The sequence below is a fragment of the Acidovorax sp. GW460-11-11-14-LB4 genome, assembly GCF_059423685.1.
On the sequence record NZ_JBWKYJ010000006.1, the window covers coordinates 75674 to 101021 of the forward strand.

The 25348-nt window shown below is 65.8% G+C and carries 21 protein-coding genes; 14 read left to right on the plus strand and 7 right to left on the minus strand.

All coding sequences use genetic code 11. The annotated features are described in order from the left end of the window. The first annotated feature begins 64 nt into the window (after window positions 1-64). The 4 genes from AC07X4_RS04720 (at window position 65) to AC07X4_RS04735 (ending at window position 5015) form a co-directional block, all read left to right on the plus strand. Window positions 65-1516 (plus strand): efflux transporter outer membrane subunit, encoded by a 1452-nt coding sequence (locus AC07X4_RS04720; RefSeq protein ID WP_494739403.1) that lies wholly within the window; start codon window positions 65-67, stop codon window positions 1514-1516. A 156-nt stretch (window positions 1517-1672) separates the two neighbouring features. Then, complete coding sequence (locus AC07X4_RS04725) at window positions 1673-3037, plus strand: efflux RND transporter periplasmic adaptor subunit (protein ID WP_298432374.1); 1365 nt, start codon at window positions 1673-1675, stop codon at window positions 3035-3037. Continuing rightward, the gene (locus AC07X4_RS04730; RefSeq protein ID WP_494739404.1) at window positions 3034-3810 is read left to right on the plus strand and encodes an ABC transporter ATP-binding protein; all 777 of its coding nucleotides are present in this window, start codon (window positions 3034-3036) and stop codon (window positions 3808-3810) included. Before AC07X4_RS04725 ends, AC07X4_RS04730 begins: the two co-directional genes overlap by 4 nt. Then, a complete protein-coding gene (locus tag AC07X4_RS04735; RefSeq protein ID WP_494739405.1) occupies window positions 3810-5015 on the plus strand; it encodes an ABC transporter permease in 1206 nt (401 codons plus the stop codon). Before AC07X4_RS04730 ends, AC07X4_RS04735 begins: the two co-directional genes overlap by 1 nt. A gap of 152 nt (window positions 5016-5167) precedes the next feature. On the opposite strand, the gene AC07X4_RS04740 is transcribed toward AC07X4_RS04735, so the two are convergent. Next, window positions 5168-5557, minus strand: a complete 390-nt coding sequence (locus AC07X4_RS04740) for an Hsp20/alpha crystallin family protein (protein WP_099730807.1) — start codon at window positions 5555-5557, stop codon at window positions 5168-5170. A 92-nt stretch (window positions 5558-5649) separates the two neighbouring features. On the opposite strand from AC07X4_RS04740, the gene AC07X4_RS04745 reads away from it, so the two are divergent. After that, complete coding sequence (locus AC07X4_RS04745; protein ID WP_082522338.1) at window positions 5650-6993, plus strand: branched-chain amino acid ABC transporter substrate-binding protein; 1344 nt, start codon at window positions 5650-5652, stop codon at window positions 6991-6993. 60 nt (window positions 6994-7053) lie between these two features. Here the strand turns inward: AC07X4_RS04745 and AC07X4_RS04750 are convergent, their stop codons facing one another. From AC07X4_RS04750 to AC07X4_RS04775, 6 genes are all read right to left on the minus strand, one after another. Beyond that, window positions 7054-7815, minus strand: coding sequence for an ABC transporter permease (locus tag AC07X4_RS04750; protein WP_056058402.1), 762 nt, complete (start codon window positions 7813-7815; stop codon window positions 7054-7056). Window positions 7816-7820: 5 nt separating this feature from the next. Beyond that, window positions 7821-8813 carry an ABC transporter ATP-binding protein gene (locus AC07X4_RS04755; protein ID WP_056058370.1) on the minus strand — a complete coding sequence of 331 codons (993 nt, stop codon included), beginning with the start codon at window positions 8811-8813 and terminating at the stop codon, window positions 7821-7823. A gap of 175 nt (window positions 8814-8988) precedes the next feature. Beyond that, window positions 8989-10101: a lytic murein transglycosylase B gene (gene mltB, locus AC07X4_RS04760; RefSeq protein WP_494739406.1), complete on the minus strand. Its 1113-nt coding sequence runs from the start codon at window positions 10099-10101 to the stop codon at window positions 8989-8991. A 139-nt stretch (window positions 10102-10240) separates the two neighbouring features. After that, window positions 10241-12280 carry a transglutaminase TgpA family protein gene (locus AC07X4_RS04765; RefSeq protein ID WP_494739407.1) on the minus strand — a complete coding sequence of 680 codons (2040 nt, stop codon included), beginning with the start codon at window positions 12278-12280 and terminating at the stop codon, window positions 10241-10243. A gap of 125 nt (window positions 12281-12405) precedes the next feature. Then, window positions 12406-13449, minus strand: coding sequence for a DUF58 domain-containing protein (locus AC07X4_RS04770; protein ID WP_494739408.1), 1044 nt, complete (start codon window positions 13447-13449; stop codon window positions 12406-12408). 3 nt (window positions 13450-13452) lie between these two features. Continuing rightward, a complete protein-coding gene (locus tag AC07X4_RS04775; RefSeq protein ID WP_056058381.1) occupies window positions 13453-14373 on the minus strand; it encodes an AAA family ATPase in 921 nt (306 codons plus the stop codon). Between the two features lie 101 nt (window positions 14374-14474). On the opposite strand from AC07X4_RS04775, the gene AC07X4_RS04780 reads away from it, so the two are divergent. The 9 genes from AC07X4_RS04780 to AC07X4_RS04820 all read left to right on the plus strand — a co-directional run bounded on the left by AC07X4_RS04780 (window position 14475) and on the right by AC07X4_RS04820 (window position 25308). After that, window positions 14475-15380, plus strand: coding sequence for a histone deacetylase family protein (locus AC07X4_RS04780; protein WP_056058384.1), 906 nt, complete (start codon window positions 14475-14477; stop codon window positions 15378-15380). A 140-nt stretch (window positions 15381-15520) separates the two neighbouring features. After that, window positions 15521-16312, plus strand: coding sequence for an enoyl-CoA hydratase (locus AC07X4_RS04785; protein WP_494739409.1), 792 nt, complete (start codon window positions 15521-15523; stop codon window positions 16310-16312). 11 nt (window positions 16313-16323) lie between these two features. Beyond that, window positions 16324-17652 carry a mechanosensitive ion channel family protein gene (locus AC07X4_RS04790; protein ID WP_056058390.1) on the plus strand — a complete coding sequence of 443 codons (1329 nt, stop codon included), beginning with the start codon at window positions 16324-16326 and terminating at the stop codon, window positions 17650-17652. Window positions 17653-17877: 225 nt separating this feature from the next. Further along, window positions 17878-18627 (plus strand): electron transfer flavoprotein subunit beta/FixA family protein, encoded by a 750-nt coding sequence (locus tag AC07X4_RS04795; RefSeq protein WP_015015119.1) that lies wholly within the window; start codon window positions 17878-17880, stop codon window positions 18625-18627. Next, window positions 18628-19581, plus strand: a complete 954-nt coding sequence (locus AC07X4_RS04800) for an electron transfer flavoprotein subunit alpha/FixB family protein (RefSeq protein WP_494739410.1) — start codon at window positions 18628-18630, stop codon at window positions 19579-19581. 76 nt (window positions 19582-19657) lie between these two features. Beyond that, on the plus strand, window positions 19658-21448 hold the full coding sequence (locus AC07X4_RS04805; protein ID WP_494739411.1) for an acyl-CoA dehydrogenase: 1791 nt from the start codon (window positions 19658-19660) through the stop codon (window positions 21446-21448). A gap of 134 nt (window positions 21449-21582) precedes the next feature. Beyond that, entirely contained in the window at window positions 21583-22536 is a 954-nt protein-coding gene (locus AC07X4_RS04810; RefSeq protein ID WP_494739412.1) for an NAD(P)H-dependent flavin oxidoreductase, read from the plus strand. A gap of 282 nt (window positions 22537-22818) precedes the next feature. Next, window positions 22819-23949 (plus strand): ABC transporter substrate-binding protein, encoded by a 1131-nt coding sequence (locus AC07X4_RS04815; protein ID WP_494739413.1) that lies wholly within the window; start codon window positions 22819-22821, stop codon window positions 23947-23949. Window positions 23950-24189: 240 nt separating this feature from the next. Next, entirely contained in the window at window positions 24190-25308 is a 1119-nt protein-coding gene (locus tag AC07X4_RS04820) for an acyltransferase family protein (protein ID WP_494739414.1), read from the plus strand. Window positions 25309-25348: the final 40 nt, after the last annotated feature.

Genomic DNA, 25348 nt, shown 5'->3' on the forward strand with positions numbered 1-25348 from the left:
AGTGGGTACCTTGTGGGCGCAATCGCTGCTCACAATGGGGTTTTCCCCTGCGTAGCCATTGCCCATGCGTTTTCTCCCACTGGCCTCTCCCGGCACACCCACTGCCCGCGCAGCGCCACCTTTGCGTGCTGTGCCGTGGAGGCAAACGGCCTTGTTGTTGTGCGTGCTGGCCACCGCGGGCTGTGCCAGCTTGGCACCCACGGATGGCGCATTGCCCGCAGTGGCCGTTCCCCCCGCCTGGTCTGCGGGGGGCAACGGCACAGCACAAGGGGCTACGGCTACGTCCCTGGCCCAGTGGTGGCAGCGGTTTGACGATGCTGTGCTCACCTCGCTGGTCGAGCAATCGTTGCGCGCCAACACCAGCGTGCGCACCGCCCAGGCCGCGCTGCAGCAGGCGCGTGCGCAGGTGGATGTGCAATCGGCCGGCCTGCTGCCCAGCGTGGGTGCATCGGCTTCGGCGCAGCGCAGCCGGGCCAGCAACAGCACGGGCAACACCTTCCAGGCCGGTTTTGATGCGAGCTGGGAGCCCGATGTGTTTGGCCGCCTGCGCAGCGGCGTGAGCGCCAGCGAGGCTGACGCCCGCGCGGCCGAGGCCAGCCTGGCTGACGTCCAGGTATCGCTGGCCGCCGAGGTGGCCGTTAACTACATCGAGCTGCGCGGGCTGCAGCAGCGCCTGGCCATTGCGCGCAGCAACCTGGCCAGCCAGCAGGAGACCTTGCAGATCACCCAGTGGCGCCTGCAGGCCGGGCTCACCACCTCGCTCGTCACCGAGCAGGCCCGTGCAGCGGCCGAGCAGACCGCCGCCCAGATTCCCAGCCTGGAAGCCAGCCTGGCGCAGTCGCGCTACAGCCTGGCCGTGCTGACAGGCCAGGTGCCCGGCGCGCTCGACGCAACCTTGGCCACCGGTGCGCCCGTGCCGCAGCCCACCGCAGAACTGGCGCTGGCAATCCCGGCCGAGACGCTGCGCCAACGCCCCGATGTGCGTGCGGCCGAGCAGCGCATTGCAGCCGCCCTGGCGCGCGTGTCGCAGGCCGATGCGGCGCGCTACCCCAGCTTCTCCCTCGGTGGCTCGTTGGGCCTGCGTGCACTCACGCTGGGCGCGTTGTCGGGGGGCAGTGCGGTAACCAGTGCCTTGCTGGGCAGCGTGTCTATCCCGCTGCTGGATGGTGGCGCCGCCCGCGCCCAGGTGCGCGTGCAGTCTGCCGCGCTGGAGCAGGCCCGTGTGGCCTACGAAGCCACCGTGCTCACGGCGCTGCAGGATGTGGAGAACGCGCTGGTGGCCTTGCGTGGCGACCGGGAAAAACTGGAGCGTCTCACGGCCGCTGCAGACGCCGCCCGCAATGCCGCGCTGCTGGCGCAGCAGCGCTATAGCAGTGGTCTCATCGACTTTCAGGCGGTGCTGGAGACGCAGCGCACGCTGCTGTCCACGCAAGAGAGCGTGGCCACAACCACCGCTGCGGTCGCAGCAGACCATGTGCGCCTCTATAAGGCGCTGGGCGGCGGCTGGAAGACATGAAGCCCCCCCTGAGTCGCTGCGCGCCTTCCCCCCGCTCTCGCATTGCTGCGCAATGCGGGCTGGGGGACGCAGCCTTCACTGCGGGGCGGACCTTGGCTTGCTGCCTGCACTTTGGCCGCGCCAGTTTCATGCGCTATGAGTAACTGATTTGATCTTATGACTGATAAACCTTCCTCTCCCCCGTCCAGCCTCGAAGCACTCCTGGGTGCCGACCGTCCCCGCCGCTGGTGGCAGCGCACTACCGTGTGGCTGGGGGTGGCCGCGCTCGTGGTGGTGGGCGGTGGCTTGTACGCCTGGCAATCGCGCCAGAGTGCCAGCACTGCACCCACCTATGTCACCGAAGAGCTGCGCCGGGGCAATCTCACACTCACTGTGTCGGCCAATGGCACGCTGCAGCCCACGCGCTCGGTCACCATTGGCAGCGAGTTGTCGGGCACTGTGCGCAACGTGTTGGTGGATGTGAACGACAAGGTCAAGAAGGGGCAGCTGCTGGTGGAGCTGGACACCGCCAAGCTCGAATCGCAGGTGCTGCGCTCGCGCGCCTCGCTGGCGTCGGCGCAGGCCCGCCTGGCCCAGGCCGTGGCCACCACCAAGGAGGCCATTGCCAACTTTGGCCGGCTCGAAGAAGTGGCCCGCCTGTCCGGCGGCAAGGTGCCCTCGGCCTCCGAGCTGGACGCAGGTCGCGCCACGCTGGACCGCGCCCGCGCCGATGAAACCAGCGCCCGCGCCACGGTCGAGGACGCACGCGCCGCGCTGTCCACCGACGAGACCAACCTGTCCAAGGCCTCCATCCGCTCGCCCATCGACGGCGTGGTGCTGACCCGCACGGTGGAGCCTGGCAACGCCGTGGCCGCTTCGCTGCAAGCGGTGACGCTGTTCACCGTGGCCGAAGACCTCACGCGGCTGCGGCTGGATGTGAGCGTGGACGAGGCCGATGTGGGCTCGGTCAAAGTGGGGCAGGACGCGAGCTTCACGGTCAGTGCCTATCCCTCGCGCCGCTACCCGGCCCAGGTCACGCGCGTCTCGTTTGGCTCCACCAAGACGGACAACGTGGTCACCTACATCACCTGGCTGGAGGTGAACAACAGCGACATGAGCCTGCGCCCCGGCATGACGGCCGCTGCCACCATCACTTCCACTGAACGCAAGGACGTGCTGCTGGTGCCCAACACGGCGCTGCGCTTCACGCCTGCGCAGGCCGCAGGGGCCGATGCGAAGCCCGGAGCGGGTGGTGCCAAGCCCGGCGCGTCTGGCAGCGGCAGTGGTGGCGGCATCATGTCGCAGCTCATGCCGCGCATGCCACGGTCTGGCTCGGGCCCACGCAAACCGGGTGCGGGGGGCGAGGCGGGCGATGGCGCGGGCAAGACGCGGCAGGTGTGGGTGCTGCAGGACGGTGCCGCCAAGCCCATCGATGTGCAGGTGGGCATCAGCGATGGCCGCCATACCGAGGTCACGGGCGAGGGCCTCACGCCCGGCATGGCCGTGATCACCGATCAGCGCGCGGCAGGGGCCAAGCCATGAGCGTGGCGGGCGACACCTCCATCATCCGCCTGCGTGGCGTGACCAAGGTCTATGGCGAAGGGGCGCTGGCCTTTCAGGCGCTCAAGGGCGTGGACCTGGACATTGCGCAGGGCGACTTTGTGGCCATCATGGGCCCCAGCGGCTCGGGCAAGTCCACGGCCATGAACACGCTGGGCTGCCTGGACCGGCCCACCACGGGCGAATACCTGTTCAAGGGCGTGCATGTGGAGTCACTCTCGCGCGACGAGCGGGCACGGCTGCGGCGGCGCTACTTTGGCTTTGTGTTCCAGGGCTTCAACCTGCTGGCGCGCACCTCGGCGCAAGAGAATGTGGAGCTGCCCCTGCTGTACCGGGGCGAGTCCGCAGCGGCGCGCCACGCCGCTGCGGCTCGGGCGCTGGATGCGGTGGGCCTCAAGGGCTGGGAGCACCACACGCCCGCCGAGCTGTCGGGTGGCCAACAGCAGCGCGTGGCGATTGCGCGCGCCATCGTCACCGAGCCCGATGTGCTGCTGGCCGACGAGCCCACCGGCAACCTCGACACCCAGCGCAGTGTCGAGATCATGGACCTGCTGTGGCGCCTGAATGTCGACCACGGCATCACCGTGTTGATGGTTACGCACGAGCCCGACATGGCGCAGTACGCCCGACGCATCGTGCGGTTTGTGGATGGCGTGGTGGACAGCGACGCTGCCAATCCGCATCCCAAGGGCCTGGATGGGGATGCGGGATCGAACGCAGCGGCTGTGACCGTTTCGGACACAGGAGGCCACTGATGCTGCTCAACACCGTGCTGCTGGCGCTGCGTTCCATCCGGCGCAACCTGATGCGCTCTTTCCTCACCATCCTGGGCATCGTGATCGGTGTGAGCGCGGTGATCACCATGGTCACGCTGGGCAATGGCGCCACGCTGGCCATCCAGAACCAGATATCGGGCCTGGGCACCAACTTGCTGCAGGTGCGCCCTGGCCAGCGCATGGGGCCCGGTGGCGGCACCAGCGCCCCGGCATTCAAAGACACCGATGCCGACATGATCGCGCAGCAGATCGGCGGCATCCTGGCCGTGGCGCCCGAGGCACGCGCCGCCGCCACGGCGGTGGTGGGCGGGCGCAACTGGACGACCAGCGTCATCGGCAGCACCAACGCCTGGCTGGAGACTGGCAACTGGACGGTGCGCAATGGCCGCGTGTTCAGCGATGCCGAGCTGCGCGCGGGCGCCGCCGTGTGCCTGATCGGCGAAACCGTGCGGCGCGAGCTTTTTGGCACGGCCGATGCCGTGGGCGGCCAGCTGCGTGTGAAGGCGTTTTCGTGCGAGGTGGTGGGTGTGCTCGCGTCCAAAGGGCAGGGCGCGTTTGGCAACGACCAGGACGACACCGTGCTGGTGCCCCTGCGCACGCTGCAGCGTCGGGTGACCGGCAACACGCGGGTGAACACGCTGCTGGTGTCCATGAAGGATGGCAGCGACCCCGAGCGGGTGAAGGCCAGCCTGACTCAGCTGCTGCGCGAGCTGCGCAAGCTGTCGGATTCGGACGAAGACAACTTCAATGTGCTGGACACCAAGCAGCTGGCCGACACACTCTCGGGCACCACCAAGGTGCTGACCACGCTGCTGGGCGCCGTGGCCGCCGTGAGCTTGCTGGTGGGCGGTATCGGCATCATGAACATCATGCTGGTGAGCGTGACCGAGCGCACGCGCGAGATCGGCCTGCGCCTGGCCATCGGTGCGCTGGAGCGCGAGGTGCTGCTGCAGTTCCTGATCGAGGCCGTGGTGCTTGCTGCACTCGGCGGGCTTATCGGCATCGTGCTGGCGACGGGCGCGTCGCTTGCGCTGTCGGGGTTGATGGGGGTGCCCTACATCTTCAACCCCGGCGTGAACCTGCTGTCGTTCGTGTTCTCGGCCGGGATTGGCGTGGTGTTCGGCTACTTCCCGGCGCGGCGCGCGGCGCGCATGGACCCCATCGATGCGCTGCGGCATGAGTGAGCAGGGCCGTGGGCTGCCGAATGGCGCCTGACCGGGTGCCCTGGAAGAAAAAACAAGCAAAAAAGGCATGAAGCGCTAGTGCATCATGCCTTGATTGCTATTGAAAATATAGCGATGGCTGTCATGCGCCATCGCCTTGGGAGCGGCTGGCTTCAGTGAATGGTCAGCGTGGTGGCCTTGCTCACGGGCTCCAGGCGGACCAGCGTCAGGGTCAACACGCCGTTTTCCAGCTTGGCGGTGCTGGCGCTGGCATCGATCTCGGTGGGCAGCTCCCACGCGCGCTGCACCTTGCGCGGTGCGCCTTCCACGCTTTGCACCTGCACCACCTGGCCTTCAATGCTGATCGAGAGCTGTTCGCGGGCCAGGCCGGGTACGTCCAGCTGCAAGGTGGTGGCCTTTTCGTCCTGCGTCACGGTGCAGCCCGCAGCGGGTGCTGCGGCAGGCTGTGCCAACGCGCCCATCAGAAAACGTTGCAGCGCCAGGTCGGCGGAACGGGGGGCTTGGGCATAAGCGGCGCGGCGGATCACGGGGGCGAAGATCATGGGTAACTCCTATACACTGCGCGGCTCTCGACGTGGTCGCCGCATGGCAGAGAGGTGTGTGCGGCCACGCCGCATTTCAAGGGAAAAATGCCATGAATAAATTGCAATCTGTGGGCTTGAAATCAGGCGCTGCGGCATTACGTCACACCGTTTGGGCAGCCGCACTGGCCCTTGCAGGCGCCGTGGCGTTGGCGCCTGCCACGCAAGCGCAGACCCCGCCCTCGGCAGCCGTGGCCCAGGCCAGGCCGGTCAAGCTGGCGCTCATCGAAAGCCTGTCGGGCCCGTTTGCCAACACGGGCGAGGCTGTGTACCGCAACATCTACTGGGCCATGGAGCGCGTGAACGCACGCGGCGGCGTGCAGCTGCCTGCCAGCAGCGGCGGCCCCCGCCCGCTGGTGCTGGAGCGCTACGACAGCAAGGGCCAGAACGAAGAAGCCCTGTCTGCCCTGCGCGCCGCGATTGACGATGGTGCGCAGGTCATCCTGCAGGGCAATTCGTCGTCCACGGCCGCCGTGCTGATCGAGGCCATCAACAAGCACAACGAGCGCGAGCCGAACAAGCGCGTGCTGTTCCTCAACTACTCGGCGGTGGACCCCATCCTCACGAATGAGAAGTGCAGCTTCTGGCACTTCCGTTTTGATGCCCATGCCGACATGCGCATGGCCGCGCTGATGGAGGTGATGCGCGAGGACAAGGCCTTGAAGAGCGTCTACCTCATCGGCCAGGACTACAGCTTTGGCCAGGCCGTGCTGCGCGAGGCCAAGAAGCAGCTGGCTGCCCAGCGCCCCGATGTGGCCGTGGTGGGCGAAGAGCTGCACCCCATCGGCCGCGTGAAGGACTTTGCGCCTTATGCCGTCAAGATCAAGACCAGCGGCGCGCAGGCCGTGGTCACCGGCAACTGGGGCAATGACCTCACGCTGCTGGTCAAGGCCGCGCGGGATGTGGGCTACGAGGGCAGCTTCTACACCTTCTATGGCAACGCGCTGGGCGCTCCCGCCGCGATTGGCGACGCGGGCATCGGCAAGGTGGTGGCCGTGGCCGACTGGCTGCCCAACGTGCCGGGCGCGCAAAGCGAGGCGTTCTACCAATCCTTCCGCACACGCTTTCCCAAGCCGCAGGACGACTACGTGCACATGCGTATGCAGCTGATGGTGGAGGCCCTCGCCCAGTCCATCGAGCGCGCGGGCAGCACCGATGTGGTGGCCGTTGCGCGCCAGATGGAGTCGGCCAATGTGCAGTTGGCCGGCCAGGGCGGCACCATGCGCGCGGCCGACCACCAGTTCCAGCAGGCCTTGGCGGTGGGCGTGATGGACAAGAAAGGCGCCCCCGGCGTGAAGTTCGACGTGGAAGGCTCGGGCTACGGCTTCCGCGTGGTGCGGCAGATCGCGGCGGCCAAGGCGCAGCAACCGCACAGCTGCCAGATGCAGCGCTATTGATGCAGCGTTACTGATGCGTGGGTCCGCCCCGGGCGGCCGGGGCGGCCGGGGTGATCGCGCTCAGCGCCGGATGCGGTGGCCCGTCTTGAACACCCACCGCACCACGGCGAGGCACATTGCCATGAACACCAAGGTCATGCTGGTGCTCACCGCGATGTGCACGTCGGCATGGCCATAGAACGCCCACCGCAGCCCGCTGATGAGATAGACCACCGGGTTGAACAACGAGACGGTCTGCCAGAACGGTGGCAGCATGCTGATGCTGTAAAACGCCCCACCCAGAAAGGTAAGCGGCGTGATCACCAGCAGCGGGATGACCTGCAGCTTTTGAAAGCTGTCCGCCCACAGGCCAATGAGGAAGCCGAACAGGCAGAACGTGACGGCAGTGAGCACCAAAAAGCCCACCATCCACACGGGGTGCGCCACCTCGTACGGAACGAACACCCGGGCGGTGGACAGGATGAGCACCGACACCAGCAGCGACTTGCTGGCTGCCGCACCCACGTAGCCCAGCAGCACCTCCACCCAGTTGACCGGCGCGCTCAGCAGTTCGTAGATGGTGCCCGACCACTTGGGCATGTAGATGCCAAAGGCCGAGTTGGAGATGCTTTCGGAGAGCAGCGACAGCATGAGCAGGCCGGGGATGATGTAGGCGCCATAGCTCACCCCGCCGATGTCGCCCATGCGCGAGCCAATGGCGGAGCCGAAGACGATGAAGTACAGCGCGGTGGTGAGCACGGGCGCAATGAGGCTCTGCATCCAGGTGCGGAAGGCGCGGTTCATTTCGAAGCGGTAGATGGCGCGCACGCCATGCAGGTTCACACCGGTCATGCTGGGATCGCTTTCTGGGGCGAAGGGGTTGGGACCTTGTCCTGGTGCACCAGGCTGACGAAGATGTCTTCGAGCGAGCTTTCGCTGGAGTGCAGGTCCTTGAAGTCGATGCCGTGCTCGGTCAGGGCGCGCAGCAGGGCGGCGATGCCGGTGTCTTCCTGCTGCGTGTCGAAGGTGTACGTCAGGACGGTGCCGCCCTGGCTCAGGGCCAGAGGCCAGCGGGCGAGCGGTGCGGGCACTTGCGCCATGGGCTGCTGCAGCGTGATGGCCAGCGCTTTCTTGCCCAGCTTGCGCATCAGCACGGCCTTGTCTTCCACCACGATCAACTCGCCCTTGCGGATCACGCCGATGCGGTCGGCCATGTCCTCGGCTTCTTCCAGGTAGTGGGTGGTCAGGATGATGGTGGTGCCCGCGTCACGCAGTTCCCGCACCAGGCGCCACATGTCGTGGCGCAGCTCCACATCCACGCCGGCGCTGGGTTCGTCCAGGAACAGGATTTTGGGCTCGTGCGACAGTGCCTTGGCGATCAGCACGCGGCGTTTCATGCCGCCCGACAGCGCGAGGATCTTGTTGTCCTTCTTGTCCCACAGCGAAAGGTCCTTGAGGATTTTCTCGATGTACGCGGGGTTGGGGGCCTTGCCGAAAAGCCCCCGGCTGAAGTTCACCGTGGCCCACACCGTCTCGAACGAGTCGGTGTGCAGCTCCTGGGGCACCAAGCCAATGGCAGCGCGGGCTGCGCGGTAGTCGCGCACCGTGTCGTGCCCATCGGCCGTGACGGACCCCGCCGTGGCATTGCTCATGCCACAAATCACGCTGATCAGCGTGGTCTTGCCCGCGCCATTGGGCCCCAGCAGGGCAAAGATCTCGCCGCGCCGGATGTCCAGGTCGATGTTCTTGAGTGCCTGAAAGCCGCCGGCGTAGGTTTTGCTCAGGCCGCGTACACGGACGATGGCGTCCGTGTCGGGTGCTGGAGAAGGTGATGCAGGCATTGGGAGGGTTCTCTGGGAGGGCCAGGGCGTTCCGCCGTGGCCGGGCCGCTGTGCAAGCGGTCACAGCCGGGCATTGTGGACTGACTTGCACAAGTGTGCTGGGCGGGGGCTCCGAGCCCGCAGAAACCCCCGGGTTGCGCCGTTCAGCGAGTGGCTCGCAGCGGTGGGGCAGCGGTCAGCGCGCCGCCGCCACCTCGCGCCCCAGCTCGATGACGGCCATGGCGTAGTAGCTTGACCAGTTGTAGCGCGTGATGGCGTAGAAGTTTTCGGTGCCTGCCACGTAGCTGGGCGCATCGTTGCCGTTTTGCAGTTCCACCAGCGCCAGCGGGCCCGTGTGCTGCACGCCGTGGGCATCCAGCACAGCGCCCTTGGCCAACATGCTGGCGGCACTGAAGGTGGGCAGGATGTCGGGGGCGAGCAGGTCGTCCAGCTTCAGGCGCGCATTGTCGAACTGCACCCCAAAGTGCGTGGGCATGCCGGGCGTCCAGCCGTGGCCGCGGAAGTAGTTGGCCACCGAACCGATGGCGTCGGCCGGGCTCTTGAACAGGTCCACGCGGCCGTCGCCATCAAAGTCCACCGCGTAGCGCACCCAGCTCGATGGCATGAACTGGCCCAGGCCCATGGCGCCGGCATAGCTGCCGCGCGGCTCGAACGGGTCGGTGTTGCTGCGGTTGGTGAGGCTCAGGAACTGCTCCAGCTCGCGGCGGAAGAATTCGGTGCGCTCCTTGGCGCGCGGGTGGGCGGAGGGAAAGTCGAACGCCAGCGTGGCCAGCGCGTCCATCACACGGAAGGTGCCCATCTGCTGGCCGTAGATAGTCTCTACCCCGATGATGCCCACAATGATCTCGGCGGGCACGCCAAACTCGCGCTCGGCACGCTCCAGCATGGCCTGGTTCTCCTGCCAGAACCGCACGCCTGCACGGATGCGGATGGGGTCGATGAAGCGGCTGCGGTACACGCGCCAGTTCTTGGCCGTGCCCTTGGCGGGCGGCAGCATGAGGCGGGGCACCTGCGGCAAGAAATGCGCCTGCCCGATGGCCTGGCGCACCCACTCGCGGTCCAGGTCCCGCCGTGTGGCTAGGTCGTCGGCAAAGTCCATGGCCTCAGGGCGCGATGCGTAGAGCACCGGGGCCTTGGCACTGGCCCGCCCCTGGTGGGCCTGGCCGGCTTTGGCATGTGCCTTCGGGGCCGCCGGTTTGGGTTGATTTTCGGGCTTTGCGCTAGCGGGTAATGCACAGGCAGCTATCAAAAATATAGCTGCCGTGGTCCATGATGCTGTCTTCTTCATGTCAATGGTTCGTCATGTTGTGGCTCCCTGCAGCGCCTGATACCGGCGCGCTCCAAGACCAGGGATGCCAAGCAAGGGCCGCCCCGCAGCGAGGGCATCGTCCCCCTGGGGGAAGCGGCGCAGCCGCTCAGGGGATGATTCACTGTTTCGGCCAGGCGAGGCTGCGGAACTCCCGCCGCAAATCGCCCAGGGCGGCCTCCGGGTGGGGGGCGTAGCGCACGCGCTCCAGCCGCAGCAGCCAGTCGGCCACCGCCGCAGCGGGTGCGCCGAATTGTGCCTGCACCCGCTCGGCCATGGCCCGGGGCGGCAAGGTGTCGGGCAATGCCATGCCTGCGCGGGCCAGACGCTGGCGCGCGCGGGCCAGCAGGCGCAGCCAGGGGTCGTGCTGGCTGCGCTCCCACAGGCTCCAGCCCATGCCCCCAAGGGCCGCCACGACGATCAGGATGCCCAGCACCATGGTCAGGTCCTGCCAGCTGGGCGACTCAAAGCCCAGGGACTTGAGCAGGTCCAGCTGGCGGCTCTGGGTGTAGTTGAGCACCCACTGGTTCCAGCTGTTGTTGACGGCCTCCCACACGGCGCGCAGGTTCTGCGCGAGACCCGGGCTGATGACCGTGCCCATGGCGGTGGCAAACGCCCCTTGGGGCGCGCGCAGCCTCTGAAAGGCCCCGGTGCGGCCGGGCGATACGGCGCCCGTGGGGTCCACCCGCACCCAGCCCCGGCCGGAGAGCCAGACTTCGGCCCAGGCATGGGCGTCGCTCTGGCGCACGGTCCAGAGCTTGTCCACGGGGTTGCGGTCGCCGCCCTGGTAACCGGTGACGATGCGGGCCGGGATGTCGAGCGCACGCATCAGCACCACAAAGGCCGAGGAGATGTGTTCACAAAACCCCTCCTTGCGGTCAAACCAGAACTCGTCGGCCGTGTGCTGGCCGTACACGCCGGGCTCCAGCGTGTACACATATCCGCCGGTGCGCAGGCGGTTCAGGGCGGCATTGACGAGGGCCTCGGCGTTGTCTTGCGCGGGGTTGGGGTTGAGCTGGGGGTCGTTGCGCAGTTGCTGGGCCAGCGCCAGCGTGCGGGGGTTGAAGCCGGTGGGCAGCTCGGTATAGGTGCGCAGGGCGGCGTTGGGGGCGCTGGGGCCATGGGCAAACTGTGGGTAGCTTTCGGCCTTGTAGCGCACCACATCGGTCACTGCGCGGGTGGTCAGCCACTGCAGGTCCTGCGTCATGAAGGTGTCCATGCCCGCGACGGCAGGTTTGTCCACCGCAGCGTCCAGCAGCAGCAGCCAGGGGCGCTGGTGGGGCTCCAGCGTCACTTCGTAGCGCACAGGCTGGCCTTGCACGCGCAGGTTGGCGACGGTGCTGGTGCGTGCCTGCGAATAATCGCCGGGGCGGGGCGACACCGGGTGCCATTCGACGCCGTCGAAGGTGCCGAACACGGGGCCGCGGAAGTACAGGTCGCTCTGCGGTGGCGCGGCGCCGTCAGGGGTGTCAAACCGCACGCGCATGGCCACCGTGTCATCCAGCGCCAGCTCGGCAATGTTGCCTACCTTCATCACACCCGACAGGCCGCTGCGGCCGCTCATGGTGTCGCTGGGCATGCCCCACAGCGGCGCCATGCGCGGGAACAGCATGAACAGCGCCGCCATGATGGGCGCGCCCAGCAGCGCCATGGTGCCTGCGGTGCGCAGTGCCTGCGACAGCGGTGGCCGCCCCACAGGCATGTGGGCATTGACCAGCGCCGTGAGCAGCCCCAGCAGCGCCACCAGCATGGCAGCGGCCGTGAACAGCGACTGCGAAAAGAAGAAGTTGCTGATCATCGTGAAGAAGCCCAGGAAGAAGACCACCAGCGCGTCGCGCCGCGCGCGCAGTTCCAGCATCTTGAGCGCCAGCAGCATCACGATCAGCGTCACCCCTGCATCACGGCCCAGGATGGTGCGGTGGGTGTACAGCGTGCCCGCCACCGCGATCACCAGCGGAACGGCCAGCACCCAGCGCGTCGGCAGCGGGCGGCCCTTGAAGGCCAGCCAGCCGCGCCACAGCATCAGTCCGGCCGCCAGCAGGCTCGCCCATACAGGCAACACGTTGACCTGCGGGGCGATGACCCACGCAATCACGACGAGCAGGAACAGCGTGTCGCGCGCGTCGCGCGGCAGTGCGTTGAGCGTCTGACGCAGGGTCATGGCTGAGCGGTGGAACGGGGGAGGATGGATTTCATGGTGCTATTTATTTGATAGCTATTCGGGCAATAAGAATATGCGCTTGGAGCCGATAGGGGCCAAACTCGGCAGGAATGGGCAGTGGCAGGTCAACACAGGGCCAACGCCTCCAGGCAGCGGCGGCGGTGGGCGGCCCCCGTGTCGGGCGCGATCTCGGTGCCGGGCAGGCGCAGGCCATAGTCCAGGCCCAGGCGGTCGGCTTGCAGCACCCAGGCCGTCAGGCGCGACACGCGTGCCTCATGGTTGGGCAAGGCGGCGTGGGCCAGGTCCAGCCACAGCTCGTGCCGCTGGGCCTGTTGCGCGTCACGGCTCACCAGGTCATCGGTGCCGGTGGCCAGCGACTTCGCCGCTTTCTTCCAGACCACCAGTTTGAGCGGGTCGCCCCGCCGGTAGGCCCGCACGCCGTCGAATTCGCCAATGCCCTGCGACGGCGCGTTGCCCGTGCCCCCGGCGCGGGGCTCGCCCGGCGGCAGGGGTTGTGGCGGCACCTCGGGCGCGGGGTACACCAGCACCTCGGCAGCAGGGCGCCAATAGGTCCACACGCGGAAGGTGCCCAGCGGAAACCGCGTTTCGGCCGTCAGGGTGGGCACGCGGTGCAGCCCCCGGCGCCCGGGCTGGAAGGCCACTTGCACGCTGGCCTGGCCCTGGGCGGGCACGTCGGTCCAGGCCCAGTGGTGTTCGGCCTTGCCGGTGCCGTGCACGGCCAGGGCAATGCCATAACGCGGCGACTTGCGATCACTGGACAGCTGGATCTCAAACGCCGTGCTGGTGCCCAGAAAATGTGGCTCGGGTGCCTTCAGGTGCAGCGTCAGCCCGCGCAGGTTGGCGTGGCAGATGTGCATGCCCACCACCGCGCTGCCAGCCAGCAAAAAGGTCAGCAGGTAGCCCAGGTTGAGCTGGTAGTTGATGGAGGCCACCAGCAGCACCACGAGCGTGAGCGCCAGCATCCAGCCCGAGCTGGTGGGCAGGATGTAGACATTGCGCTGGGTGAGCTGCAGCGTGTCGGACAGCGGCAGGCGTGCCTGCCACCAGCGCTGGAAGCGCCTGCGAAGGCGCGCCACGGGGCTGAGCCGCGCGGCCACGCCGCGCCAGCCCGTGGTCGTCGTGAGGGAAGGGTGGGCGGCGGATTCCATTGATCAGGGCAGCGGCACGGCATCGACCATGGCGCGCACCTGCTCGACCGCGCCGCGCCCGGCGTCGCCCACGGGCACCAGGCGGTGGGCAATGGTTTGCGGCAGCACGGCCTGCACATCGTCCGGCGCCACATAGTCGCGCCCGCTGATCAGCGCCTGGGCCTTGGCGGCGCGCAGCATGGCAATGCCCGCGCGGGGCGACAGGCCCTGCAAGAACCAGCGCCCCGAGCGGGTGGCGGCGATCAGGTCCTGCACGTAGTTGAGCAGGGGGTCTGCGGTGTGCACGGCCTGCACCTGGCGCTGCAGCTCGGCCAGTTCGTCGGCGGACAGCAGGGGCAGCAGGCTGCTCACCATGTCGCGCCGGTCGGCGCCCGACAGCAGCAGGCGCTCGGCGGCGCGGTCGGGGTAGCCGATGGAGATGCGCATCAAGAAGCGGTCAAGTTGTGACTCGGGCAGCGCAAAGGTGCCCAGCTGGTCGTGTGGGTTCTGGGTGGCGATCACGAAGAAGGGGTGGGGCAGGGCGCGGGTTTCGCCCTCGACCGACACCTGCTTTTCTTCCATGGCTTCCAGCAGGGCGCTTTGCGTCTTGGGGCTGGCGCGGTTGATTTCGTCGGCCAGCAGCACCTGGGCAAACACCGGGCCGGGGTGGAACACAAAGGCTTCCTTGCCGCGTTCGTACACCGACACGCCGGTCAGGTCGCTGGGCATGAGGTCGGCAGTGAACTGGACGCGCGAAAACTGCAGCCCAAAGGTGTGGGACAACGCGTGCGCCAGGGTGGTCTTGCCCACACCCGGCACGTCTTCGATGAGCAGGTGCCCCCCTGCCAGCAGGCAGGCCACGCAGTCCTGAACCTGGGCCTTTTTGCCCACGATCACCGTGTTAAGCTGATCCAGAAGCGATTTGATCTTGTGCTGTGCATTCATGGCACGACGTTATCCGAAAAACGGCAAAAAATGCGAGACGCGGGGACAAGACTGTGAGCAAGACGGGCTATTTCACCCATCGGGATTGTTGGAAGCACGAGATGGGCCCGGGCCACCCCGAATGCCCCGAGCGGCTGGATGCGATTGAAGACCGTTTGCTGGTCACCGGCGTAGGGGATGCGCTGGAGCGCTACGAAGCCCCGGAAGCCTCGCTGGCCGACATCGAACTGGCCCATGGCCGCATGCACATCGCCGCCTTGCGCGGGATGTCTGACCGGCTCAACGAAGAGCTGATGGCCGGCGGCCCCAGCTATGCGCAGATTGACACCGACACCTCCATCAACGCCCACACCTGGAAGGCGTCGCTGCGTGCTGCGGGTGCCGCGCTGGCCGCCACCGATGCGGTGATGGCGGGCGAGGTCGAAAATGCGTTTTGCTCCGTGCGCCCCCCAGGGCACCATGCGTGCCGCGACAAGGCGATGGGTTTCTGCTTTTTCAACAACGTGGCGGTGGCGGTGAAATATGCGCTGCAGCGCTACAACCTGCAGCGGGTGGCGGTGGTGGACTTTGACGTGCACCACGGCAATGGCACCGAAGACATCCTGGCCAATGACCCGCGGGCGCTGATGGTCAGCATCTTCCAGCACCCGTTCTACCCCTACAGCGGCGACCACGACCCGGCCCCCAACATGGTCAACGTGCCGGTGCCTGCATACACGCGCGGCATGGACATCCGCGAGATCATCGAGATGATGTGGATGCCCCGGCTGGAGGCCTTCAAGCCCGAGATGATTTTTGTGAGCGCCGGTTTTGATGGCCACCGCGAGGACGACATGGGCCAGCTGGGCCTGACCGAGCAGGACTACACCTGGATCACCCAGCGCGTGAAGGACGTGGCCCGGCGCTACTCCAAGGGCCGCATCGTGTCGTGCCTGGAGGGTGGCTACGTGATGGGGCCGCTGGCGCGCAGTGTGGAGGCGCATTTGCGGGTCCTGGCTGATCTTTGACTCCCCCTGAGCCGCCTGCGGCGTCTTCCCCCTGAGGGGGACGCCACCCGTGGCCTGGCGGAGCCAGCTCCACGGTGGCACTGGCCTCATGCGCGCCTGTTTCAAACGCCCCTCGCATTGCTGTGCACAGGAGAAACAACATGACGATTCCAAATTCTGACGAGCTGCTGCTGATCACCCGTGATACGCGCGGTGTGATCACCCTCACTTTGAACGACCCTGCACGCTTCAATGCGTTGGGCTCTGAAATGCTGACAGCCCTGCAACAGGCGCTGGACGATGCGGGCCGCGACGAGGCTGTGCGCGTGGTCGTGCTGGCCGCAGCAGGCAAGGCCTTCTGTGCCGGGCACAACCTCAAGGACATGGCGGCGAACCCGGACCTGGCGTACTACCAAAAGCTGTTTGCACAATGCAGCCGCATGATGCTGACCATCCACAAGCTGCCAGTACCCGTGATCGCCAGGGTTCAGGGCATGGCGACGGCCGCAGGCTGCCAGCTGGTGGCGCAGTGTGACCTGGCCGTGGCGGCCGACAGCGCGAGTTTTGCCACCAGTGGCATCCACTACGGCCTGTTCTGCGCAACGCCGAGCGTGCCGCTCGTGCGCAATGTGCCCGCCAAGCGGGCGATGGAAATGTTGCTCACCGGCGACTTCATGGATGCGCCCACTGCACTCGCGCAAGGGCTGGTGAACCGGGTGGTGCCCCCCGATGCGCTGGATGCCGAGGTCGAGCAACTGGTGCAATCCATCCTGCAAAAGCCCCGCGTGGCCGTGGCCATGGGCAAGGCGCTGGTGTACCAGCAGCGCGAGCTGGGCATCGATGCCGCCTACCAGCTGGCAGGCCAGACCATGGCCACCAACATGATGGACTCGGCCGCCCAGGAGGGTGCCCGTGCGTTTGCCGAAAAACGCCAGCCCGCCTGGAAGCGTTGAGGCGCCGCACGATGGACAAGCCGATGCTCGACGATGTGGGCCTCTGGGTGCAGGCCTTTCTCAGCCCTACGGTGCTGGTGGAGCTGGCTGTTTTGGCAGTCTGCGTGGGCCTGGCCTGGGGGCTGGTGGCGCTGCTCCAGCGCGGCCTGCGCCGGGGCGACCCGCGCTCCATCCTGTTTGGTGTGCGCATCGTGGATGGCGCGCTGTTCCCCCTGGTGCTGCTGAGTCTGGCCTACATCGCGCGCACCCTGCTGCACCATTGGGTGGCGCTGGCGGCTTTCAAGATTGCGATCCCGGTGCTGGTGGCGCTGGTGGTCATTCGCATTGGCGTGAAGGTGCTGCAGGTGGCCTACCCGGACGCTGCCTGGGTGCGGCCCATCGAGCGCTCCATCTCCTGGATGGCGTGGCTAGGCATGGTGCTGTGGGTCACAGGGCTGCTGCCGCTGGTGCTGGACGAGCTGGACCAGATCCACTGGAAAGTGGGCGGGGCGACGCTGTCGGTGCGCACCATCATCGAAGGGGCGGTCACCGCAGCGGCAGTGCTGCTGATTGCCCTGTGGATCTCGGCGGCCATCGAGTCGCGGCTGCTGCGCTCGGCCACGGGTGCCGAGCTGTCGTTGCGCAAGGCGGTGAGCAATGCGGTGCGGGCGCTGCTGGTGTTTGTGGGCTTGCTGGTGGCCTTGTCGTCGGTGGGCATCGACCTGACTGCGCTGTCGGTGCTGGGCGGTGCGGTCGGCGTGGGCATTGGCTTTGGCCTGCAGAAGCTGGCGGCCAACTATGTGAGCGGTTTTGTGATCCTGGCCGAGCGCAGCATGCGCATCGGCGACAACGTCAAGCTCGATACGTTCGAGGGGCGCATCACGCAGATCAATGCCCGCTACACCGTCATCCGCTCGCCCTCGGGGCGCGAATCCATCGTGCCCAACGAACTCTTGATCACCCAGCGGGTGGAAAACCTGTCGCTGTCAGACCCGCGCGTGTGGATGTCCACCGTGGTCAGCGTGGCCTATGAGAGCGATGTGGACCAGGTGGCCCAGTTGCTCACCGATGCCGCCCTGGTCAGCCCGCGCGTGCTGCGTGACCCCGCCCCCAGCGCCGCGCTGTCGGCCTTCGGGGCCGATGGGCTGGAGTTCACCGTGGGCTTCTGGATTGCAGACCCTGAAAACGGATCCCTGGGACTGCGCTCGGACATCAACCGGGCCATCCTGAGTGCGCTGCGGGCCCACCAGATCGAAATCCCTTACCCCCAGCGGGTCATGCATGTGCAGGTCGATGGCGCAGTCCCTGCAGCGATGTCGCCGGGCGGGGCTCCCGCGCCAGCACCGGCTTCGGCGGGCTGATCCAGTTGCAGGGCGATACCTCGGCGGGTGCCCGGTAGCGCAGGCGACAGCAAACTCTAGACACTGTCCGGGTTCACTCGCCTATAATTCACAAAAAGCACGATCGTTCTTTTTTGTGATTGTGCAGTCTGTGTGGTGGCTCCGTAGCGCTTTCGCTGCAGTGCGACATAGAATGTTCTAGTTTACGTAAACGTCAATTCAACCAACTCTCTAGGAGCCGCAGCAATGAAGGTCTTGGTCCCTGTCAAGCGCGTGGTGGACTACAACGTGAAGGTCCGCGTGAAGTCGGACAACACGGGTGTGGACATCGCCAACGTGAAGATGAGCATGAACCCCTTTGACGAAATCGCCGTTGAAGAGGCCGTGCGCCTGAAAGAAAAAGGCCTGGTGACCGAAGTCATCGCAGTCTCCTGCGGCGTGGCCCAGTGCCAGGAAACCCTGCGCACTGCCATGGCGATTGGCGCCGACCGCGCCATCCTGGTCGAGACCGACGTGGAACTGCAGCCCCTGGCAGTGGCCAAGCTCCTGAAGGCCCTGGTGGACAAAGAGCAACCCTCGCTCATCATCCTGGGCAAACAAGCCATCGACGACGACGCCAACCAGACCGGCCAGATGCTGGCTGCTTTGGCCGACCTGCCCCAGGCCACGTTCGCCAGCAAGGTTGAACTGGCTGCCGACAAGGTCAGCGTGACCCGCGAAGTGGACGGCGGCCTGGAAACCCTGGCCCTGACCCTCCCAGCCGTCATCACCACCGACCTGCGCCTGAACGAGCCCCGCTACGTCACCTTGCCCAACATCATGAAGGCCAAGAAAAAGCAGCTCGATACCGTCAAGCCCGAAGACCTCGGCGTGGACGTGGCTCCGCGCCTGAAGACCCTCAAGGTGACCGAGCCCGCCAAGCGCGGCGCTGGCATCAAGGTGGCCGACGTGGCCGCCCTGGTCGAAAAACTCAAGAACGAAGCGAAGGTGATCTAAATGTCGGTACTCGTTATTGCTGAACACGACAACGCGTCCATCAAGGGCGCCACGCTGAACACCGTCACGGCCGCAGTGGCCTGCGGTGGCGACGTGCACGTGCTGGTGGCCGGCCACAACGCCGGAGCTGCTGCACAAGCCGCCTCCAAAATAGCCGGTGTTGCCAAGGTCATCCACGCAGACGCCCCTGGCCTGGAACACGGCCTGGCAGAAAACGTGGCCGCCCAAGTCCTGGCCATCGCATCCAACTACAGCCACATCCTGTTCCCCGCCACCGCCAGCGGCAAGAACGTGGCCCCCCGCGTGGCGGCCAAGCTCGATGTGGCCCAGATCAGCGACATCACCAAAGTGACGCAACCGCAGGGTGCCTCTGGCACGGCCGATACGTTTGAGCGCCCCATCTACGCCGGCAACGCCATTGCCACCGTGCAAAGCCAAGATGCCGTCAAGATCATCACCGTGCGCACCACCGGCTTTGACGCCGCAGCCGCCACCGGTGGCAGCGCACAAGTTGAAACCGCTGCCGCCACGGCCGACGCAGGCAAGAGCAGCTTCATGGGCAGCGAAATCGCCAAGAGCGACCGCCCCGAGCTGACCGCTGCCAAGATCATCGTCTCCGGTGGTCGTGCGCTGGGCAGCAAGGAAAAGTTCGACGAAGTCATGACGCCCCTGGCCGACAAGCTGGGCGCCGCCCTGGGTGCCAGCCGCGCGGCGGTGGACGCGGGCTACGCACCGAACGACTGGCAAGTGGGCCAGACGGGCAAGATCGTGGCACCGCAGCTGTATGTGGCCGCCGGTATCTCGGGTGCTATCCAGCACTTGGCGGGCATGAAGGACTCCAAGGTGATCGTGGCGATCAACAAGGACCCTGAGGCACCGATCTTCAGCGTGGCTGACTATGGGCTGGAAGCGGATCTGTTCACGGCTGTGCCTGAACTGGTCAAGGCCCTGTAAGAACGCCCCTGTGCACACAAAGGCATCGCTCGCGATGCCTTTTTTTTGACGAAATTTCGCTTTCCCGGAGACACCCATGAGCTACACCGCCCCCGTCAAGGACATGCTGTTCGCCATCGAGCACCTGGCCAACATTGAACAGATCGCGCAAATCCCTGGTTTTGAAGATGCCGGGCTGGACACGGCCGCCGCCGTGCTGGAAGAGTGCGCCAAGTTCAATGAAGGGGTGCTGTCGCCGCTCAACTGGGAAGGCGACAAGAACCCGTCGAGCTGGAAAGACGGTGTGGTCACCACCACCCCCGGCTTCAAGGAAGCCTTCCGCCAATATGGCGAAGGCGGCTGGCAAGGCCTGCAGCACCCCGCCGACTTTGGCGGCCAGGGCCTACCCAAGACCATCGGCGCGGCCTGCATCGAGATGACCAACAGCGCCAACATGAGCTTTGCGCTGTGCCCGCTGCTGACCGACGGCGCCATCGAGGCGCTGCTGACAGCAGGCAGCGATGAACTCAAGGCCGCCTACCTCGAAAAGCTGGTGACCGGCGAGTGGACTGGCACCATGAACCTGACCGAACCCCAGGCGGGCTCGGACCTGGCCCTGGTGCGCACGCGTGCAGAACCCCAGCCCGACGGCACCTACAAGATTTTCGGCACCAAGATCTTCATCACCTACGGTGAGCACGACATGGCCGAAAACATCATCCACCTGGTGCTGGCCCGCGTGCAGGGCGCGCCGGAGGGCGTCAAGGGCATCAGCCTGTTCGTGGTGCCCAAGTTCATGGTCAACAAGGACGGAAGCCTGGGCGCGCGGAATGACGCGCATTGCGTGAGCATCGAGCACAAGCTGGGCATCAAGGCATCGCCCACGGCCGTGCTGCAGTTTGGCGACCACGGCGGCGCGGTGGGCTACCTGGTGGGCCAGGAGAACCGGGGCCTGGAGTACATGTTCATCATGATGAATGCGGCCCGCTACGCCGTGGGCATGCAGGGCATCGCGATCTCCGAGCGCGCCTACCAAAAGGCTGTGCAGTACGCGAAAGACCGCGTGCAGAGCCGCCCCGTGGACGGCAGCATCAACGCCAGCGCCGCCATCATTCACCACCCCGACGTCAAGCGCATGCTCATGACCATGCGCGCCACCGTCGAGGGTTGCCGTGCCATGGCCACGGTGGCGGCTGCGGCGTTTGATGCCGCACACCACCACCCCGATGCCGACACGCGCAAGCAGAACCAGGCGTTCTATGAATTCATGGTGCCGCTGGTCAAGGGCTACAGCACCGAGACCAGCCTGGAAGTGACCAGCCTGGGTGTGCAGGTGCATGGTGGCATGGGCTTCATCGAAGAAACTGGCGCCGCGCAGTACTACCGCGACGCCAAGATCCTGACCATCTACGAAGGCACCACCGCCATCCAGGCCAACGACCTCGTCGGCCGCAAGACGGCACGCGATGGCGGGCAGGTGGCCAAGGGCATCGCTGCGCAGATCGAGAAGACCGAGGCCGACCTGCTGGCCAGTGGCACGCCCGCTGCGCTGGCCGTGGCAAAACGCCTGACGGCGGCGCGCAAGGCGCTGCTCGATGTGATCGACTTTGTAGCCGGTGGCACCAAGGCCCAGCCCAACGCCGTGTTTGCGGGCAGCGTGCCCTACCTGATGCTGGCGGGCAATGTGGTGGCGGGCTGGCAGCTGGCACGCAGCCTGCTGGTGGCACAAGACCTGTTGCACAAGGGACAGGACGAAGCCTTCATGCGCGCAAAAATCACCACGGCCCAGTTCTATGCCGACCACATCCTGGTGAAGGCCCCAGGCCTGCGCGACAGCATTGTGGAAGGCGCGGCCAGCGTGACCGAGCTGGCGCTGGAAGCCTTCTGAAGGACTGACGTGCCGTGAGGAGACAGGCCACCTGCGGGGCAGGGGCCTTGATATAAAAATGATAGCTACGGACGCATGATTCACTAGCGCATCCGGCCTATTCCATCCCTATTCTTGTTCTGGAAGTTGTTGCCATGTCCAAACTGCCTCCCGTGTTGCAAAACCTGTCGCTGCCCGTCATCGGTTCGCCGCTGTTCATCATCAGCAACCCCAAGCTCGTGATCGAGCAGTGCAAGGCCGGTGTGGTGGGCTCCATGCCCGCGCTCAATGCCCGCCCTGCCGAACTGCTGGACGAGTGGCTGGCCGAGATCACCGAGACCTTGGCGGCCTACAACAAGGCGAATCCCGACAAGCCTGCTGCGCCGTTTGCCATCAACCAGATCGTGCACAAGAGCAACGACCGGCTGGAGCACGACATGCAGGTGTGCGCCAAGTACAAGGTGCCGATCATCATCACCAGCCTGGGTGCGCGCGAGGACGTGAACCAGGCCGTGCATGCCTGGGGCGGCGTGGTGCTGCACGACATCATCAACAACAAGTTCGCGCACAAGGCGATTGAGAAGGGCGCTGACGGCCTGATCGCCGTGGCGGCCGGTGCTGGTGGTCATGCTGGCACCAAGAGCCCGTTTGCGCTGATCCAGGAAATCCGCCAGTGGTTCGACGGCCCGCTGGCGCTCAGCGGCTCTATCGCCAGTGGCGGCGCGGTGCTGGCTGCACAGGCCATGGGGGCAGACTTTGGCTACATCGGTTCGGCCTTCATCGCCACCCATGAGGCCCGCGCCAGCGAGGCCTACAAACAAGCCATCGTGGACGGCAACTCGGACGACATCGTCTACAGCAACCTGTTCACGGGCGTGCATGGCAACTACCTGGCGCCCTCGATCCGCGCGGCCGGCATGGACCCGGACAACCTGCCAGAGTCCGACCCCAGCAAGATGAACTTTGGCGGCGACGCCAAGAAGGCCTGGAAGGACATTTGGGGCTGCGGCCAGGGCATCGGCTCAATCAGCGCCGTGACCAGCACCGCCGAACTGGTCACCAAGTTGCGCGGTGAATACGAGGCAGCCCGGGCCCGTCTCAAGCTCTGAATCTGCGCTCTGTGTGAGGGGCGCTGGCTTTGTGCCTCTGGGGGCGTTCGGCCGTCCTTCTTCCCTCACCCCGCCGTTTGTTTCGCCCGCCATGCGTATCCACACATGGCGGGCGAATGTCTTTGTGGGAGGTGTTCGAGCGGTGTCTTTGCGGTGACGCACCCGAGGGGAAACCCGCGTGAGGAGGAGAAGTCCCCTACCGATAATGGTGATGAAAAATAATCAATGAATGCCGGTGCCACGTTCGCCGGCCTTGTCACCATGTTGCGAGGGAGATGCCTGATGTTCCGTGCTTTTGTGTGCCTGCTGGCCGTGTGCGCCACCACCCTGGTTCATGCCCGCAATGAAGGCGTGACCGCCGATGAAATCCGGCTGGGTGCCTCGGTCGTGCTGTCGGGACCGCTCGGGCCGCAGACGGCGCAGTACGGCGAGGGCTCGCGACTGCTGTTCGACGCGGTGAACGCGCAGGGGGGGGTACATGGCCGCATGATCCGGTACATCACACTCGATGATGCTTTCGACCCGCAACAGGCCGTGGAAAACACGCGCCAGTTGCTGGAGAACGACAAGGTGTTCATGATTTTCCATAGCACCGGTACGGCGCAGACGGCGGCCATCCTGCCGCTGATCAAGGAGCAGCGCACTGTGCTGTTTGGCCCCGTCACGGGTGCCTCGGTGTTCCGGGAGGCGTTCAATCCCTATGTGTTCCATGTGCGTGCGGGTTATGCGAACGAGGCCAGCAAGATCGTGTCGCAGTTGCGCCAGCAAGGCATCACCCGTGTAGCCGTGTTCTTTCAGGACGATGGCCTGGGCAAGACACTGGCGGGCGAGCTCAAGAAAGCATCGGAAGAGGAGAAGCTGCCCTTCCTGGCCGAGATCAAGGTGGACCCCAAGCAGCCCGACTTTGCCGCAGCCGCGCAAGCAACCGAGAAAGCCCAGCCCCAGGCTGTGATCGTGGCCACGGGCGGCACCACCTTCACCAGCTACATCAAGGCCGTGCAGGCCACGGCAGCGCGGCCTGCTTACTACGGGTTCTCGGTGGCCAGCATGGACGTGATCCAGCGCGAACTCAGGGACAAGGCGCGGGGCATCATCCTGGCGCAGATCATGCCTTCGCTGCGCAACACCACCATCCCGGTGGTGGCCGAATATCTGAGCCTGCTGCGTGCCAAGTCGCCCGGCGCTCAGCCCTCGGCTTCACAGTTTGAAGGTTTTGTCCACGCACGCTTGCTGGTGGAAGGGCTACGCCGCGCGGGGCGCAACCTAACTACCGAGTCGTTCTCCAAAACGATGGAAGAAGCTGGTGAAATTGCTTTTGGTCGTTTCAGCGTGAAGTATTCGCCGCGCAACCACAATGGATCGACCTATGTGGAGCTGGCTATCGTGGACGCGGAAGGCAGTCTGCGTTACTGAGGGTCTCCACGCTTCGTGCGGTGGGCGGACTCTCGTTCATCGAGCCCGCTGCAGGTGATGGCAGACCAGCGGGAGACAGTGCAGCTGTGCAAAAAATCCTCTAACGGAGGACAATAGCGGGTTTTGTTGTTCCATCCTCGGTCCAGTTCGCCTTGCTGCTTTGCGCAGCAGGCGAATCAGCGCGGAGGGAACCCGGATATCCAGCGGCGCACTGTCCGCAGGGATTCAACACCTCGCCCTATGTCCTCGTCCACATCCCGCACACCCTTGATCGACATGATCAAGGGCATGGCTTGCGCCACCATCGTGTGGCACCACTTGGCCTTCTATGGCCCGATGTCAGACATCGCCCATCCCTTGGCTCCAGCACTCATAGCGTGGCTATATGACTATGGGCGCATGGCGGTGCAGGTGTTTCTGGTGTTGGGTGGGTACCTGGCTGCTGCGAGCCTTGCGCCCCAGGGCGTAGCCCGTTTTGACCACGCCGGCGCCGCCATTGCCAAGCGGTTTGTGCGTCTGGTAGTGCCTTACGCCGTGGCGTTGATGCTGGCGGTGGTGGTCGCCGCCCTCGTGCGGCCTTGGATGGAGCACCACTCTGTGCCCGACCAACCCACCTTGTCCCAACTGTTGGCAAACGCCTTGCTGCTACAGGATATCGTGGGTGAAGGCGCTTTGTCGGCTGGCGTGTGGTACGTGGCCATCGACTTTCAACTCTTTGCGCTGACCGTGCTGATGCTGGCCGGGGTACGTGCGCTGCCTGTGCGTTGGGTACAGCACCATGCAGCGGCCTTGTCTCAGGGGCTGGTGCTGTTGGTGGCTGCTGCCTCTCTATGGGTTTTCAACCGCATCGCGGGGTTGGACATGTGGGCGCTGTACTTTTTTGGTGCCTACGGCCTGGGCATGCTGGCCTACTGGGCGGTGCGGGCCCCGCAGGCCCAGGCATGGGTCTGCCTCATGGCGCTGCTGGTGGGGGCAGCGCTGGCGGTGGATTTCCGGGCACGCATTGCCGTAGCTGCGGTCACGGCCTTGTGCCTGGTGGTGGCGATGCGCTCTGCGCGCATGCGCAGCTTTTCCGGTGTGTCGCCGCTCGTAAAGCTCGGCCAGATGTCGTACTCGGTGTTTCTGGTGCACTTTGCCGTGTGCTTGCTCGTGAACGCGGTGGTCAGCCACCTCTGGCCTGCATCACCAGCGCTGAACGCAGTGGGCATGCTCCTGGCGTTTGTGCTGTCGCTGGCAGCTGGGCGTCTGTTGTATCTGCGAGTGGAGCGTCATGTGCCATCGTGGTCGACGGCCCTGCGCTGGCAACTGGGGCTGGTGGGGGCTGGCATGCTGGTGGTCATTACCAGCAACTGGGCGTAGCCCCTAGGCTGGGACCGCAGGGGCAGGCCGACTGGGCTGT